Here is a 16534-nt window from a genome sequence, read left to right as displayed (position 1 = left end):
CCCGCCGATACAATGACCGGCGGGTATCGCGATTTTTACAGTAGCGTATTATTTTTTCTTGTAGATATTGGCTGTGCCATGGATTTTATTATCCGTTTGACCGGAGGTTAATACCACCACATCGGCCCCTTTCTCTTCTGCTTTCTTCAGCAGCTCTTCTTTAGCGTCTGAGACAGAAACTTCATTACTCGTTGAGATATCACCGATTTTTGTGTACTGCGACTCAACCTTTTCAAATTCAAGTTTTGTCATAAATTCCGCGGCATATGCGTTGGTCACGACAAAAGCTAATGCACCAATAAGTACTTTAATTCCAGTTTTCATAGACCAGCTCCAGGTTTTGTTATTACGCCATCATCGATCCCTGAACATTACATAACGCGATTCAAGGATGATTAATAACTAGTCCAGCCTGGATAAAAAATCCACATTCAGCAGGAATATATAGAGATTTTGCGGCGCAGAAAAAACCGGTCACCGGGTAGCAGCGCGTCAACCTGTTCAAAGTTTCAATAGCCAGTGTGAGTTGATCCTCAGAACAGGCAGCGCACTGAAATTATAGTGTTAACTTTATGAGAATCTGAGGAATTGTTGTCTATGGAACCTCTGCACGCCGTCGTACTCACCGTCAGCCTGTTTGTTTTAACTTTTTTTAACCCCGGCGCGAACCTGTTTGTGGTGGTGCAAACCAGCCTGGCGTCAGGGCGACGCGCGGGCGTGATAACCGGTCTGGGCGTCGCCTTAGGCGATGCGTTCTACTCCGGCCTCGGACTCTTTGGCATGGCGACGCTTATCACTCAGTGTGAAGAGATTTTTTCGTTGATTAAGATTGTCGGCGGCGCCTATCTGCTGTGGTTCGCCTGGAACAGCATCCGGCATCAGGCTACACCGCAAATGCCAACGCTACAGCAGCCGCTTTCCGCCCCCTGGTATGTGTTTTTCCGCCGCGGGTTATTAACGGATTTATCTAATCCGCAAACCGTGCTGTTTTTTATTAGTATCTTCTCGGTCACCTTAAGCGCAGACACGCCAACGTGGGCGAGGTTGATGGCCTGGGCCGGCATTGTGTTGTCTTCCGTTATCTGGCGTATTTTTCTCAGCCAGGCGTTTTCGTTGCCCGCCGTGCGCCGTGCGTATGGCCGAATCCAACGGGTTGCCAGCCGGGTGATTGGCGCCATTATTGGTGTCTTCGCGCTCAGGCTTATTTATGAAGGTATTAGCCATCGATAAGAGAGTTTAACTTGACCATCGTGAGGTAATTGTCCGTAATACCGCCTGAATTTTTAATCGCACGTTGAGTGGCAGTAAGATGGAACAGGTTGAACCGGTAAACGACACATTACTCCTTACAGAATGGCAGGCGCTGTTACGTCAAACATCGCCTGAAGTTCACACACTCCTGACATCGTTAAGCGATGAAGAGATCCGCCATTTAGTAACCGTTTTTTATGACTATATGCTCTCCCATGCGGAGAGCGCATTGTTCCTCAATACAGAACAGGTCAGTACCCGCCTCAGCGGCAGCATGTTTGACTGGCTGCGCAGCGTACTTGGCAGCGCCCACGAAGATCTCTCACAACTGCTGGCCAAACAGCGCAAAATTGGTGTGGTGCATGCCCGTATCGGCCTGCCCATCGATCTGGTAAACCGCGGCGCGCGCAAGCTGAAAGATGAGCTGTACAGGGTGTTAAAAACAAAGGCGGATTCCACTCCCGCCTTGCTGAGCGATGCTATCTGTTTCAGCAGTCTGGCAATGGATACTGCGCTGGAGGCCATGACGGTCTCCTATTCCCCCAGTTTTCAAAACTCTATGCACACGCAGGAGCAGTACCGTCTACAGACTATTTACGATGACGTTAACGTCGAGCGCGAGCGGCAAATCCGTTCGTTTACCGACTGGGAAAACCAGTTTATCTATAACATCGCCACCGGAATGCCTTTCGGTGAGATGGTGTTTCTGGCGAATTCTGACTTCGGTATGTGGTTATCACATAAGGGAAAACATATCCTCGGCAACAGCAATCTGCTGAATAAGATGGAATCACTGATTGCAGAGATCGACAGTCGTCTGACAACAACCCTGTCGCATCAGCATCAGCCGACAGAACCCGAGCGGATGAGCTTATTGCAGGATGTACGCCAGCTATCGGCAAAAATCCATTTCCTGCTCGCCTCAATGTTCGACGCGCTGGTTAAGCAGGAAAATGGTAAAGATTCGCTGACCCAGTTGCTTAATCGCCGCTTTATTCCGACCATCATGCGGCGCGAGATCTCGCTGGCGTTACATACGCGTAAGCCTTTTACCCTGGCGATGCTGGATATCGACTACTTCAAGCAAATTAACGATAACTTCGGGCATAATACTGGCGATCTGACGCTCAAAAACGTCGCGGCGGTCATTTACGATCATATCCGCAGCAGCGATTACGTGTTCCGCTACGGTGGCGAAGAATTTATGATTCTGCTCGTCGAGTCAGATGAAACACAGGCCAGTATTATTCTGGAAACGCTGCGTATGAAAATTGCCGAGATGCGCATGGCAGCCTCAGCGACAGAAACGTTTTCTATTACCGTCAGTATTGGTATTGCCGAATATGACTATCATCCCGACTATAAACAGTTGGTTGATAAAGCCGATCGCGCACTTTATCTGGCGAAAAGTAATGGCCGCGACCGCGTTGAGGTTTATCAGGAATAATCGTTGCCCTGCAGAGAAATAAATACCCCGTTCAGGGTATTTATCTGACCTGTGATAAATATCGGGCTGTTATTATTTTTCAGGCATATTGGCATGAAGAAAATAACAGCCGCGTAATAAGATGCAAATCAAATACACCAAATCTGAATAGCGCTAGCATATCCCGGTGATGACGCCTTCTGAATGCAGAAGGGGAAATATGAGGGATACTATAAAACCATGAACGGGAAGATGAGAACGCGCTGGCAGCGCCGCCCAGGCACGACCGGGGGTAAACTGCCGTGGAATGACTGGCGCAACGCCAGCAGCTGGCGAAAAGCCACCCAGTTTCTCCTGCTGGCTATCAATATTTATATTGGCGTGGCGTTCTGGTATTGGGTCCGCTATTTCGAAACCGCCGGCACCAGCGTTTATATTCCAAGGCCCGGCGGTATTGAGGGATGGCTGCCGATAGCGGGTTTGATGAATTTCCGCTATACGCTAGAGACCGGTTTTCTTCCGCCCATCCATGCCGCCTCTATGCTGCTGTTAGTTGCGTTTATCCTGATTAGCCTGTTGTTAAAAAAAGCTTTCTGTTCATGGTTATGCCCAGTGGGGACGCTTTCCGAACTGCTCGGTAATCTGGGGAGAAAATTATTCGGTCGTAACTTTACGCTACCGCGCTGGCTGGATATCCCGCTGCTCAGCCTGAAGTATCTGCTGCTGGGGTTTTTCTTGTATATCGCCCTGTCGATGCCCGCCCAGGGGATTCAGTACTTTCTGACGTCAGCCTATGGAATCATCATCGATGTGAAGATGCTCGATTTCTTTCGCCATATTGGCTCCGCCACGCTCATCTCCGTGGTGGTTATCAGCCTCCTGAGCCTGTTTATTCGCAACGCCTGGTGTCGTTATCTGTGCCCTTACGGCGCACTGCTTGGTCTGTTCTCGCTGTTCTCGCCGTTTAAAATCCGCCGCAACGCCGACAGTTGCATTGATTGCGGGAAATGCGCGAAAAATTGCCCATCGAAAATCCCGGTCGACAGACTGATTCAGGTGCGTACTGTGGAATGCACTGGCTGCATGACCTGTGTTGAATCCTGCCCGGTGGCTTCAACATTGAGCTTTTCCCTGCAGACACCGCCGGGTGTAAAAGGCAGCGGTAAAGCGTTATGGCGACAAACGGCACTGTCGGGTGTTGCCATGACAATACTGGTGCTGGGGATTCTGTTTGCCACCATTGGTTATGCGGTATATGCCAATGTCTGGGATACGCCGGTGCCGGATCACCTGTATTTCCAGTTGATCCCGAAAGCAAAAATGATCGGCCATTAATTCTTTACCAGTATGTTCAAAACCCCTGCCAATTCTGGCAGGGTTTCCTGCCTGTAACGCCATTTTAAGACTATTGAACTTGTGTCATCGTGTCCCCGTTTATACAACCTTAAATATCACCCGTAATCATTTTTTTATTATGTTATGGGCGACTGGGACCACAATAATGAACGGGATAACATCATGACTAAAATAAAACTGGCGCTGCTTTTACCTCTGTTTCTGGCGGGTTGTACGGTGAGCGATGGAGAATTAAGAAACGCTTACGCTCAGCGTTATCAGCAGCCCGCCGCTTATGTCGATATCTATAAACAGAAAATAGCAGGCATGGATATTAATGCGCTGGCCCAATATGCCGCAGCAGAAGATAAGAAAAAAATGCGTGGGCAGCCAAGACTGAAAATCGACGAATTCATTACCATTGAAAATGTGCAGGCGAAAGGAAACCGGGTGGTCTACGATTACTCGCTGTCCGAGAGCTGGCTGGCGCTGTCCGCAGATAAACAGCGTGAAAAGCAGACCAATATGAATAAAGACCTGATCTATCGTACCTGCTCTCTGGAAACGGTACGTCTGGCGCAGGCGAAAGGGTTGGAAGAAGAGCATAACTATTACAGCCAGTACCCAGACAAAGTCGCCTTTACCCTGAGAACCAGCGCACAGATTTGTATGCAAAACGGTTTTACACAATAACCGCAATCCCTCAGCCTGATGGCGCTGCGCTTATCAGGCCTACAATTTGCACGCATCTGTAGGCTTGATAAGACGCCAGCGCCGCCATCCGGCTAAAAAACGATACTCAGAACTTCCATGAAACGCTGCCGACAATGCTGCGCTCGGCACCGAAGTAGCAGTATGAGAGCGAATTACAAGCCGCAACGTAGCGCTTGTCGGTCAGGTTGTTGACGTTCAACTGAGCGCTCAACCCTTTAATACCGATATTCGTTAAGTCGTAGCCAATTGCCATATCCACCAGCGTGTAGGACGGCAGGGTGTGAGTATTCAGGCGATCGCTGGCAATACCGTTGACATAACGTACGCCTGAGCCCAGCGTCAGGCCATCCAGCGGACCGCTTTTCACATCGTAGCTCAGCCAGGTACTGGCCTGGTTACGCGGCGCGTACACTGCACGCTTACCCTGCTCTTCCGGGCTGCTTTTCTTATAGCGAATGTCGGTATAGGTATACGCCGCCTGCAGACGGAAGCTCTCCGTCAGTTGGCTAATGGCCTCCAGCTCTACCCCTTCAGACTCAATTTCCCCAATCGAGCGGTACGGATCGGTCGGCTCTTCTTTGGTGGCGATATTCGTCTGATTGATACGGAATACCGACGCGCTGAACTGACTGTTGAGTCCTTCCGGCTCATATTTCAGCCCGGCTTCCCACTGCTTGCCTTTCATCGGATCCAGCAGATTGCCGTTCTCATCGGCAAAGCTGGTTGGCGTAAAGGCGGTGGAATAACTCACATACGGCGCAAAGCCGTTATCGAACAAATAGAGCAGCGCAGCACGGGTGCTGAAGTTGTTTTTGTCCAGATCGCTACGGGTATCGTTGATCTTATCAATGTTAGAAACGCTGACCTGATCGTAGCGACCGCCGAGCGTAATACGCCAGCGATCCCATGACATCTGATCCTGCAAATAGTAGCCTGTCTGGCGCAGCTTGTGCTTCTCACGCGCATACATGTTGATGTAATCAGGCTGCGCGCCGTATACCGGGTTAAAGGCGTCAATCGGCGGGAATGCACCGTAGTAACCGGTGGTATTGTTGCTGCGATCCTGATAATCGATCCCCACCAGCACACGGTGGTTGACCTGCCAGGTATCAAAGCTGCCGTCGAGTTGGTTATCCAGCGTAATCGCTGACATTTTTTCATCGGAGCCGGAGTAGCCGCGGTTAAGCTCGGTTTCATTCAGCCAGCCCGCCGCATACACCTGATTCAGCTCAACGTCGGTATGCAGGTAGCGCAGTTTTTGCCGCACCGACCAGCCGTTATCAAACAGGTGCTCAACGTTGTAGCCCACCATGTTTTCACGGCGATCGTATTTGTCGTAATCATCCTCGCCTTCGTAAAAGGTGTTGGAGATCTTTTGCCCGTAATGTGGAACCACGGTGCCGTCATACGGCAGACCGGAGTGGCTTCCGCCTTCCGGGTCACGGTGCAGATAAGCCATCAGATCCAGACGCGTCTGGTCGGTGATGCGCCAGGTCAGGCTGGGCATCAGCGCATAACGTTCTTCCTTCAATGGGCCAAACTGCGAGTCCGCGTAACGCGTCATTCCACTCAGTCGTGCCGCCACGCGATCGTTATCATCCAGCGCCCCAGTGACGTCAAACGCCGCGCCGCGCTGGTTATTGTTGCCAGCAAACAGTTTCACTTCTCCGCCGGCATCAAACGACGGCTTACGTGATGTCAGCGCGACAATACCGCCCGGAGAAGAACGGCCATACAGTACGGAAGCCGGACCGCGTACCACTTCGATATCTTCGAGGAACCACGGATCAACCACCAGCGAGCTGTGTGAGTTGGTGTCCCCCATCATCTTCAGGCCATCCAGATAGACGTTGTCCAGGCTACCATCCGAGAAACCACGCAGCACAATATAGTCAAAGCGGTTGGAGGCACCAATCTGATTGCTGTACACCCCCGGCGTATAGCTTACGGCCTGGCGCACGCTAGTTGCGCCCTGCTCTTCAAACTGTTCACGGGTAATGATCGATACCGACTGAGGCGTTTCAAGATCCGGCGTGGCGAGCTTCGTGGCCCCGCTTTGCATTTGCGAGGTGACAACCACCGTATCGTTTTTTGTTGTTTCCTGCGCCAGCAGTGGAAAAGCCACGCTACCGGTCACCCATCCCACCAATAGCGCCAACCGAGTCTTCGCGAACATGAATATCTCCAAAGGCATGTCTAATTGTAAGTGAGAATTATTACCTTTTTGCTAACGGAGATAGCTATGCAGGATGCCAGGTTGCCTATGCGCAGTGCCAAATTGTCGGGAAGGCACGTGCGCAAAACGTAAAAATGGATTAGCAAAGTTTGAGTACATCGCCAGGCGAAAAGCCGTAACGACGCCGAAATGCGGTGGAGAAGTTGGTAGCATGTTGATAACCCGACATCCAGGCCGCCTGCTGTACGCTGTATCCTTCCAGTAAATAGCCGCGCGCGCGTTCCAGACGGCAATCACGCAGGTAGTCAAAGACGGAACAGCCATAGGCCGCACGGAACTTGCTGCGCAGGCTGCTGGGGCTCATCGCCGCGCGTTGGGCCAGGGCATTGAGGGTGTAGTCATTCTCGGGACTCTGCTCCAGCAGACGACGAACGACCTCCAGCCGCTGCTGTTCACCGCTTGCCGCAAGCCGCTTGCCACTCTCGACCTGACACACGCTGAGGCCATGGCCAAACAGTTGTAATATCAGCCCTTCCAGCATCAGTTGGCGAGAAACATGACCGATCGTGCTCCGCTGCGCATACTGCAGGCCGCTGAGTAAAAACCCCGGCACCTGCCAGATAAGCGTCGGCGTTTCGCATCTTTCCCACTCACGCATCAACGATTCGAGCAACCCCGTGCGCCACGCGCCGTCGGGATACAGACCGAGGGATAACGTGCGCAGTTTGCAGTCAGCATGATGGCGGGCACGCATCGTCTGATGCTCGCTCAAGCGTGAGCTAAACGCCATCCCGGAACGCACCACATGCTCCTGCCCGTTGAGCGTCAGGATGACGCAGCCTTCCAGAACCACCAGCATATACAGAGGACTGCTGTGGCGGGAGGTGGTTTCGTAAGGTTGTAGCACCTGCACATCAGAGTGCGTGACACACATCCCGCAGGGGAGCGTCATCTCCTCAACCTCCCCCTGCAGAACGGGGCTGCAAGACGACAAATCCGGCTTTTGCGCCAGCAGGGGAAAACGGTAATCGATCCCGTAACGCTCACCAAAATCCATAAACTCGCTGACGGAGAAGGTGCGGGCTACGCGTCTGGACGTATTCAGGGCGGTGGTGTTGTTCATGCTGTCTTCTGCACAGGAAATGGGATTAACGGTTGATAACTGAAGCAACATTACCATTACCTGTACAACACAACAATAATAATGAGAATTATTATCAATATGACGTATGCGATTTCAAATCGCGCTGGAGAACGTCATTCCCGATATTTTTCTCGCGCAGCTCATCAGGCAACATTGACACCTGATGAACTGCGGTCTGTGAGCCGTGTGCAGCTCAACCTTTCTCACTGTCATAAACGGGCACGTCAAACGCACCTCGATACCCGCCGAGTTTGTACTCTACTTATTATGCTGAAGGCTGGTTTTCCTCCACCTGGAACACCGCCACAGCCTGGGATAGCATTGCTGACTGCTCTTCCACACTGCCTGTCGTGGCGGCTATCTCCTCAACCAGCGAGGCGTTTTGCTGAGTCACTTGCTCCATTTGCGTTACCGCAACCCGGATTTGTTCGATGCCGCGACTCTGTTCCCCCGAGGCTCCGGAGATATCTTCCATTAAGACATTAATGTTGCGTATTGCCTTCGCAATATCCGCCATCATGGCGCCACTGTTTTCAGCTATCTCTACCCCTTCCTTGACGCTAATTGCCGCTTTGGCAACCAGTTCACTGATTTCTTTCGCCGAGGAGGCGCTGCGCTGAGCAAGCGTTCGGACTTCACTCGCCACAACGGCAAACCCACGCCCGGACTCACCAGCGCGTGCAGCTTCCACCGCCGCGTTTAATGCCAGGATATTGGTTTGAAAAGCTATACTATCAATAACATTGGATATTTCGTTCACGCCTTGCGCATTACGGCTGATCAGGTGAATTTTCTCAACCATATCACTCATTAAACGCTCGCCACGCAATGCCATTTCCGTGCTTTCGCTGGTCATGACGGATGCCTGATGTGACTTATCAGTATTATTTTTTGTTGTGACTGAAATCTGCTCCATACTGGCCGCCGTTTCAACGACTGCCGCAGCCTGCTGTTCCGTTCTGGTTGATAAATCGGAATTACCGGAAGCAATTTCCTGCATACCGATATTAATAGACTCAACGCCATCGCGAATAGTGCTGACAGTCTCCCGCAGGCCTTTTTGCATATTATGCAAATTTAAGCACAGTACGCCGATTTCATTGTTACCCGACACCTTAACAGGATGGCTGAGATCGCCTTTACCAATCCGCGCAAAGTGCTCAGAAACGATTTTTAAAGGCTGAATGATGGTCCGGTTCAACCAGAAATTACAGATAAAGAAGATAAGTACCGTAATGACCAGGATCACGGATACTTTCAGGATCGAGGTATTAAACTGAACGTGTGTTTGTGCAACGATCTTCTCACCAATCAGCATTGTTGATTTGTAATAATTCGTCACTTCGTTATCGAAATTTTTGCGAGCCGCGAGCAGTTCCGCATTAGCATTTTCTTGTGCATTAATAATACTGTTGCTGGAAAGCGTCTGATTTAATGTATCAATAGACTTTTGCTCAGCATTCATTTGTTGCTCAAAAGCCGTTCTGATAATTTTACCAATTTGCGGATCGTCAGCCGTCAATCCAGGAATACCCCAGAAAATATCGAACTGTTTTCTGGCATACGCCATCTGATCTTGCATTTGATTCACTGTCTGTCGGGCATCGGTCGCATTATGTTGTTGAATATTATCACGAACGCTTCTGACTTTATAAACAGCCTCAACGACCTTATGCAGGGTATCCTGCTCCTTAATGATGTTATGTAGTAATAACGTATTTTTTTGATTTCCTTTGAGATCAACTAACTCAAATCCATTGGAAAAGAACTGCATGAAGGTAAATAACAAAAGCAATAATAACAGGCTGGTTTTAATTCTCATATTCTTTAACATTTAAACATCTCCATAACAATAAAAATCCTCTACGACTTAATTGTTATCGACACATCACGCAATACCTTAACCTGTAAAATGGTTAATTATTAGAAAGTTTCCGCATTCATTCTCACATAATAAATTAATTACTCAGGGGGACATACTGCGATAAACAGCAGCCCTCTAACATTGGCAAAAATAAGGCCAAAACCATTCAACATTAATATTATTTATGGATATAAACGGTAATGTCTTTCTGACTATCGACAGGCACCCGCACCCAGGACAACGAATCGACGGTGATCGGTGCCATTTCATTTTCTAAACGTAACAACGGCGTGCTGGCGTCTGGCACACCTGTACTTTCAGTTATCTCGAGAACGCCCCGAAAAGAAATGGACACACTGTCTGGAATATCAGACAACCTTATCCATTCGTTGGCAATCACTAACTTTCGAGTAAACATTCGCTGTCCTTGGCGCGTGGTTTCTATCCGATAAATTTACAAGTTGATCAATCTATTCTTTGTATTAACAGCACATTGTTCACATCGTCAGTTAAGCATTACTTACCAGAAGAAAATGGAAGTGATAAAACTCATTTGAAACGTGCTTTACAAATTCAGCCGGAAGGTTATGTTTAATGAACGTTAACTTTGCAAACTCAACATCGCCATATACCCGGATACAGAAGGGTTTGACAATCTCACCCTGCACGCCAAAACACGCCTGCAGCCGAGTGTCATCCATAAAAATAAAATTACCTTCTCTTACCTTAATCTTTTCATGCAGATCTCGCCATTTCTCTGGCGTAAGCAGAAAGCTTTCCCAGCCATTATTTCTCAACACCTCAATCGTATGAGTAAACTTAAAATAGTCGTTTTGCATCGATACATCGCCACTCGAAGTCGAGTATAGATATTCTATTTTAAATTTAAGTTGTGCATTGAGGCTTTTTTTCTTGCCTTCATCAATTAGCCATTGAAGTTCATTGATTACGTTCCTTGAGAAGAGCTTTCTTTTTTTAGCGATGGCCAGCCATTGCATAATAAAAAGATGCTCTGACATTTTAGAATGAATCTTACGGTCCCGTATTGCGATACCAATTGCTACCAATGCACTCCAGGTAAACGCTTCCAGGTCATCCTGATAATGGTGTCGTAACGTACTAACTTTTCCTGAATCCCTTACCACTTAAACCTGCCCAAATAAATCATTATTACATGTAAATCTTGCATTATTTCATTTTAAAAAATACTACAACTAAAAACATCAAAATATGATCCAGATTAATTTATCCCTATGTAATAAAATTGCAAACTTAACACATCACTCTTATTAATCATTGATGCCCGGATGGCTCAGCGATAAATAATAAGAATTATACGATAAAGATAAAAACTAATAATACTCACAGGTTATCAATTCCACCTACTGTTAAAAATATGATCATCATAAAACTTCAAAAATTGCTGATTAGAAGAAATATCCTGATAGTTTTGACCAGACACCCCAGACAAACACCCATTCCAACGTTAAACAGCCATTAAACATCCTAATGGAATCGCATTTTATCCTCCGCTGAGCGACAGACAGCCTCACAGCAGCAGGCCAGGCTTTTTATACAGGTATCAGTAATATTAACGCTTTTAAATTTCGCCTAATTCAAAAAGCCAACATCCGGATTCAATGAACCGGAAGTTGGCTTGTCGCTGGTACGGTTAATAGAAAATACCGATGATCAGGGTGTGAGTAACGAACCCCACAATCAGCGGTACGGCGGTACGCTTCACCACATCGAATGGGGTTATTTTCGCTCCGCTGGAAACGGCAATCACGACGCCGGATACCGGTGAAATTGCCCGTCCCATATGCGATGCCTGCTGCATCGGCAGGATCATGGCAACGGCGTTAGCGCCCATACTGGCGGCAATTTGCGGGATGAGCTCAACGAAGGCGAGGAATGGCGCATTCCCCGACCCCATAATGATCGCCGCGGCCAGCGTCACCAGCGCAAATACAACCGCCATGGCAAACGGCGGTAATCCCACGTGTTCGGCCATCAGAATGAGCTGATCGATCGCACCGATGACTTTAATTCCGTGAGCAAAAACCCCTGCCGCAACCAACAGTCCAACCACACCGGTAAACGCAGTGCCCATTCCTTTCAGGAAATGGCTGAAACCTTCGCAGACCGACTTTAAATCACGCACCCGCAGCCATTCAATCAGCATACAGATGGTCATTGAAATGAGGACAATGGTTATAATATTCAGGTTGATACCCCTGACGAACATTTCGGATGATCCTACTGCCATCAGTATCGGAAGCATGGGGAGCAGCGCGTAAAAAGCCGGGGATTTTCCTGAATCAGTCACTTCTGCGCTACCGATTTCCCGCGGTAACGTCCCTGCTTTACGGTCGCAATGCCGCTGCCAGAAAAAATGGCACACGCCGACAACCAGAACCGTTGCCAGCGCGGCGGGTCCCTGGTGGTAAACAACATATTCCACTACATCCATATTCACTGCTTTAGAGCCCCTGATAGCATCGATTGCCGTCGGGGTGTAAGCCACGCCAAGCGAAGTAGCAATGACCCCGGCAGCCGAGGCCGCTGAGAGCCCTAATCCCAGCATAATGGGGAACATCGTCCCCATCAGCAACACGGCAAGCCCGGTTGCCGAAGGAATGGCCAACTGCAGGAGGCTGGCGAGCAGGTAGGAGAAAAAGAGGAGCACATAGGGCGAACGCAGCGCCCGTAAGGGTTTCGTTACTACCCGCACGACCGCCTCATTTGCGCCGATATGATCCATGTAATGCGCAAATCCCATTAACGCCATGATCATCAGGCCGAGATCGGCGGCGCGCGTGCTGAAGAGATCGCGCATTACCTCGAAAGGATCGAGAAAGGAAATTCCCGTACTGGCAACCCCCTTCGGTAATACGGACCCCCATCCGGTTAACGCGGTGCAAATCATCAAGACTAAGCCCGCAATGAAGAGCACCGGTTCAGCGCGATAACCTTTCAGAATCAGACGCGCGACCACCACGATAACCAGAAGTGCGATTAACACCTGAATCATGACTGAGCTCTCCGCTGCGCGAACTCAGTATAAGTTTCCTCAATCACCGCCACCACCACATCACTGGCGGCCCGCAGAGAACGCACCGGCAGATACTCATAAATTGAATGGAAGTTATGAGCACCGGTAAAAATATTCGGGCACGGCAATCCTTTCTGCGACAGCACCGCGCCATCATACCCGCCACGCATGGCGACAGGTGCGGGCGTTATGCCGCATTTCTGATACGCGCGGAATGCAATATCAATCGGGTAGTGAGCGTCCCCCTGCAAACTGTTCAACACATTCGCGTAGCGATCGGCTAAATGACAGACCACGCTGTTTTCCCCCCACAGGGCACAGGTGCTGACGGCAAGCTGGCGAATAAACGCCATACGCGCCTTATAACCTTCTTCACTGAAATCGCGGATATCCAGCTTAAGTACCGTGCGGGCACTGTTACCCTGTAGCTGTTTTACCCAGTAATATCCTTCGCGCCCTTCCGTATATTCAGGCGCTTCTCCCCCTGGGAGCATGGCAATAAACTTATGCGCCATCAGCAGCGAATTCTTTAACTTACCTTTGGCCGACATCGGGTGTGCGGACTGGCCGGTAAAGATGATTTCCGCATCGCCCGCATTCCAGTTCTCGTAAACAAACTCACCGATACCGCAGCAATCCAGGGTATAGCCAAAATCAGCACCAAACGCGGCAACATCAAACGCTTTTGCGCCACGCAAGCCCTGTTCCTCATCCGGGACAAAACCCACTTTTACCGGCCCATGTTTTATTTCCGGGTGTGCGACCAGATACTCAAGAGCATTCATAATCGCGGCGATGGCTGCTTTATCATCAGCGCCCAACAGACTGGTCCCGTCGGTCACCAGCAGGTCATCACCGATATAATTTTTCAGTTCCGGAAATTCACTTTCGCGCAGGTAAATATTCAGCTCTTTGTTCAGGCATAAATCCCCGCCGTGATAATGCAGGCGCTGTGCTTTGGTGTCTGCGGTCTGTTCCGCACTGGTATCCAGATGACCAAAAAAAGAGACCACCGGGATCGTGTCATCGGTATTTGCAGGTAAGGTTGCCGTCACTATAGCGGTATCCCTGACCTCAATGTTTTCCATTCCTAATGCTTCAAGTTCTGCTGCAAGCAGTTTTGCCAGTTCCATTTGACCAGGAGAAGAAGGCATTATCCCATTAGCGCCGTTTTCCCTTGATGTCGTGGTATTGATTTTCGTGTAGTTAATAAAGCGTTCAACAATATCCATTCCAGGAGATCCTTTAATGTATCATTTATGAGGTACTGCGAGAGGTGTTCTGCATGCAGCGTGGGGTAAGTAATCTGAGAACCAAATAAAATCAGCGCTCATCCCAGAACGCTGATTTTATGGGCATTACGACAACGATTTATATAAAGGAAGATAAAAAGGCCAGTGATTATACCTGCGATTAAAAACTCCTTTCTGATTGATAAAATCATATTCCCTGTCTGTTTTTACTGCTATTTCCCATGGTGTTAAGCTAACAGAAGTCATAAACGGCATCCCTATACCTATGAGATAATAGAAATCATTTAGATTCCTGTACTCTGTACTGGCATAAGACATACCATCGCTATATTTTTTTAATGAACGAATACTGTATCAGTAACATGCAACCGTTTGCACCTCTCTACAAATAGCCACTTCGCGCACTAAAATCCGTGAACAAAATCACAATTACCTCAAAAGCAAAAAACTTCTATCGCGCTGAAAAAAAGGCAGTTATAAGGAAAGCTATATAATACCCACATAAACATAGCCAGAATTATACTATTCACTATGAAATAGATTCATGCTGATACTATTTCAATATTGCCGTAGGGGTCAGTAGAGCTAAATCGTCGTAATCAATAATGTTTAACATCAATAACGATAATATTAAAAATTCTATTTATGACGATAAGATAAATAATATGCAGGCAAAAAAAACCTCTCCCCCGAGAAGAGATTCAGGGCAGAGGTAATACGGGTGTTAAGGACATACTTATAGTTTTAATGATAACAGAAGCGCTTCTTGCAGGACCGAGTATACACACTTAGCCACGTTAAGAAAATTCTTAAAAACATTAAATTGCAAATTTCATTTAAAACCACAATTATGATAAAGGAGCATTTATCAAAGAACAAAATTAACCAGCAAAAAGAGTAAATCATACTAATCAATGAGGTGATAAAAAAAGAATAGCAATGCTGTATGGCTACCGATAGCGTTTCTGGCGACGCTGAAACATTAAATTAATTTAATGAATAAATGCGATTTACATAACGAGAATTAAAAAGTCATTAAATAAAAGAAATACAATTTTTCGTTACAGATCACACTTCCACTACAAGGAAGTTCCTCTACTGTTTCTTGCAGGTATGATTCAGCATGTAAATACCTTTCAACTCAACCCGAGGCTTTGATGCTGGAGAATGTAATCATCTGATAATCAGCTTCCCGACCTTTTCAGGCCGGACTGGTTATCAATGCGCCGAATTCGAATGCGGACACCGCTGTGTGTTTGCACGTTTTGCACATGATGATTAAACAGGTTTTCCAGTATGAATTTATCCCGTCAGGAACAACGTACCTTACACGTTCTCGCCAAAGGTGGCCGTATTGCTCACGTCCGCGATGCCTCTGGCCGCGTCACTTCCGTCGAATGCTATAGCCGTGAAGGGTTGCTGCTCTGCGACTGCACGCTCGAGGTGTTCAAAAAGCTCAGAACCAAGAAACTGATCAAATCCGTCAATGGTCAGCCCTACCGTATTAATACGACCGGCCTGAACAACGTTCGCGCCCAACTTGATAATCGCTAAAGGAGAGAGAGAGATGGATATCCCGAAGATTTTTACCATCAGCGAAAGCGCACATCGCATTCATAATCCGTTCACCGCACAGAAATACGCCACGTTAGGCCAGGTTTTACGGATGGCACCGGGAACACGCATTCTGGACCTCGGCAGCGGTTCGGGTGAGATGTTGTGCACCTGGGCACGCGATCACGGTATTTCCGGCGTGGGTATCGATATGAGCCGGCTGTTCAGTGAGCAAGCCACCCTGCGGGCCAAAGAGTTGGGTGTCAATGAGCACGTGCGTTTTATTCATGCCGATGCAACAGGTTATATCGCCGAAGAAAAATTCGATATTGCCGCCTGCGTTGGTGCGACCTGGATTGCCGGCGGCGTCGCTGGAACGATCAGACAACTGGAACAAAGTCTCAAACCAGGTGGGATCATACTCATCGGCGAACCGTACTGGCGTCAAATACCCGCCACGGAGAAGATCGCCCAAGCTTGCGGCGCGACTTCAGTGACCGATTTTCTTTCTCTGCCAGAGCTCATTTCATCTTTCGACCTGCTCGGTTATGACGTGGTTGAAATGGTACTGGCTGACCAGGAGGGTTGGGACAGATACGAGGCGGCAAAATGGCTGACGATGCGCCGGTGGCTGGAGGCAAATCCGGACGATGAATTTGCCCCGGAAGTCAGAGAGCAACTGAGGAGTTCACCAGCACGCCACGTAGCCTTCACCCGGGAGTACATTGGTTGGGGCGTGTTCGCACTCATACAGAGGTAATA

14 protein-coding genes are annotated in these 16534 nt (G+C 48.6%); 6 read left to right on the top strand and 8 right to left on the bottom strand.

Annotated features, from left to right (window positions below; translation table 11 throughout):
• Positions 1-48: 48 nt before the first annotated feature.
• A complete protein-coding gene (gene yahO, locus FDW87_RS02985; protein ID WP_016151944.1) occupies positions 49-324 on the bottom strand; it encodes a DUF1471 family periplasmic protein YahO in 276 nt (91 codons plus the stop codon).
• A 273-nt stretch (positions 325-597) separates the two neighbouring features.
• Between yahO and FDW87_RS02980 the strand changes: the two genes are divergently transcribed.
• The 4 genes from FDW87_RS02980 (at position 598) to FDW87_RS02965 (ending at position 4705) form a co-directional block, all read left to right on the top strand.
• On the top strand, positions 598-1230 hold the full coding sequence (locus FDW87_RS02980) for a LysE family transporter (protein WP_016151943.1): 633 nt from the start codon (positions 598-600) through the stop codon (positions 1228-1230).
• 79 nt (positions 1231-1309) lie between these two features.
• Positions 1310-2698: a diguanylate cyclase gene (locus FDW87_RS02975; RefSeq protein ID WP_016151942.1), complete on the top strand. Its 1389-nt coding sequence runs from the start codon at positions 1310-1312 to the stop codon at positions 2696-2698.
• Between the two features lie 219 nt (positions 2699-2917).
• The gene (locus FDW87_RS02970; protein WP_046275628.1) at positions 2918-4012 is read left to right on the top strand and encodes a 4Fe-4S binding protein; all 1095 of its coding nucleotides are present in this window, start codon (positions 2918-2920) and stop codon (positions 4010-4012) included.
• A gap of 183 nt (positions 4013-4195) precedes the next feature.
• Positions 4196-4705 carry a hypothetical protein gene (locus FDW87_RS02965; RefSeq protein ID WP_223307927.1) on the top strand — a complete coding sequence of 170 codons (510 nt, stop codon included), beginning with the start codon at positions 4196-4198 and terminating at the stop codon, positions 4703-4705.
• Positions 4706-4811: 106 nt separating this feature from the next.
• Here FDW87_RS02965 and foxA read toward each other — a convergent pair whose 3' ends face one another.
• From foxA to pepT, 7 genes are all read right to left on the bottom strand, one after another.
• Complete coding sequence (gene foxA, locus FDW87_RS02960; RefSeq protein WP_088583119.1) at positions 4812-6920, bottom strand: ferrioxamine B receptor FoxA; 2109 nt, start codon at positions 6918-6920, stop codon at positions 4812-4814.
• Positions 6921-7041: 121 nt separating this feature from the next.
• Entirely contained in the window at positions 7042-8025 is a 984-nt protein-coding gene (locus FDW87_RS02955) for a helix-turn-helix transcriptional regulator (RefSeq protein ID WP_032931274.1), read from the bottom strand.
• 286 nt (positions 8026-8311) lie between these two features.
• Positions 8312-9880 (bottom strand): methyl-accepting chemotaxis protein, encoded by a 1569-nt coding sequence (locus FDW87_RS02950; RefSeq protein ID WP_075846754.1) that lies wholly within the window; start codon positions 9878-9880, stop codon positions 8312-8314.
• Positions 9881-10088: 208 nt separating this feature from the next.
• Positions 10089-10328: a hypothetical protein gene (locus FDW87_RS02945; protein WP_016151936.1), complete on the bottom strand. Its 240-nt coding sequence runs from the start codon at positions 10326-10328 to the stop codon at positions 10089-10091.
• Between the two features lie 91 nt (positions 10329-10419).
• Positions 10420-11055: a DUF2913 family protein gene (locus FDW87_RS02940; protein WP_016151935.1), complete on the bottom strand. Its 636-nt coding sequence runs from the start codon at positions 11053-11055 to the stop codon at positions 10420-10422.
• Positions 11056-11582: 527 nt separating this feature from the next.
• Positions 11583-12944, bottom strand: a complete 1362-nt coding sequence (dcuC, locus tag FDW87_RS02935) for a C4-dicarboxylate transporter DcuC (protein WP_016151934.1) — start codon at positions 12942-12944, stop codon at positions 11583-11585.
• Positions 12941-14197, bottom strand: a complete 1257-nt coding sequence (gene pepT, locus FDW87_RS02930) for a peptidase T (protein WP_016155790.1) — start codon at positions 14195-14197, stop codon at positions 12941-12943. The genes dcuC and pepT overlap by 4 nt, the downstream gene beginning before the upstream one ends.
• 1317 nt (positions 14198-15514) lie before the next feature.
• Between pepT and FDW87_RS02925 the strand changes: the two genes are divergently transcribed.
• Both FDW87_RS02925 and FDW87_RS02920 read left to right on the top strand, forming a co-directional pair.
• The gene (locus FDW87_RS02925; protein ID WP_016151932.1) at positions 15515-15772 is read left to right on the top strand and encodes a YjhX family toxin; all 258 of its coding nucleotides are present in this window, start codon (positions 15515-15517) and stop codon (positions 15770-15772) included.
• Between the two features lie 13 nt (positions 15773-15785).
• A complete protein-coding gene (locus tag FDW87_RS02920) occupies positions 15786-16532 on the top strand; it encodes a cyclopropane-fatty-acyl-phospholipid synthase family protein (RefSeq protein ID WP_137379445.1) in 747 nt (248 codons plus the stop codon).
• Positions 16533-16534 lie beyond the last annotated feature (2 nt).

It is taken from the genome of Citrobacter sp. wls826 (assembly GCF_005281245.1).
In the GTDB taxonomy this organism is placed as follows: domain Bacteria; phylum Pseudomonadota; class Gammaproteobacteria; order Enterobacterales; family Enterobacteriaceae; genus Citrobacter; species Citrobacter braakii.
This window is presented reverse-complemented; position numbering and strand designations above follow the sequence as displayed.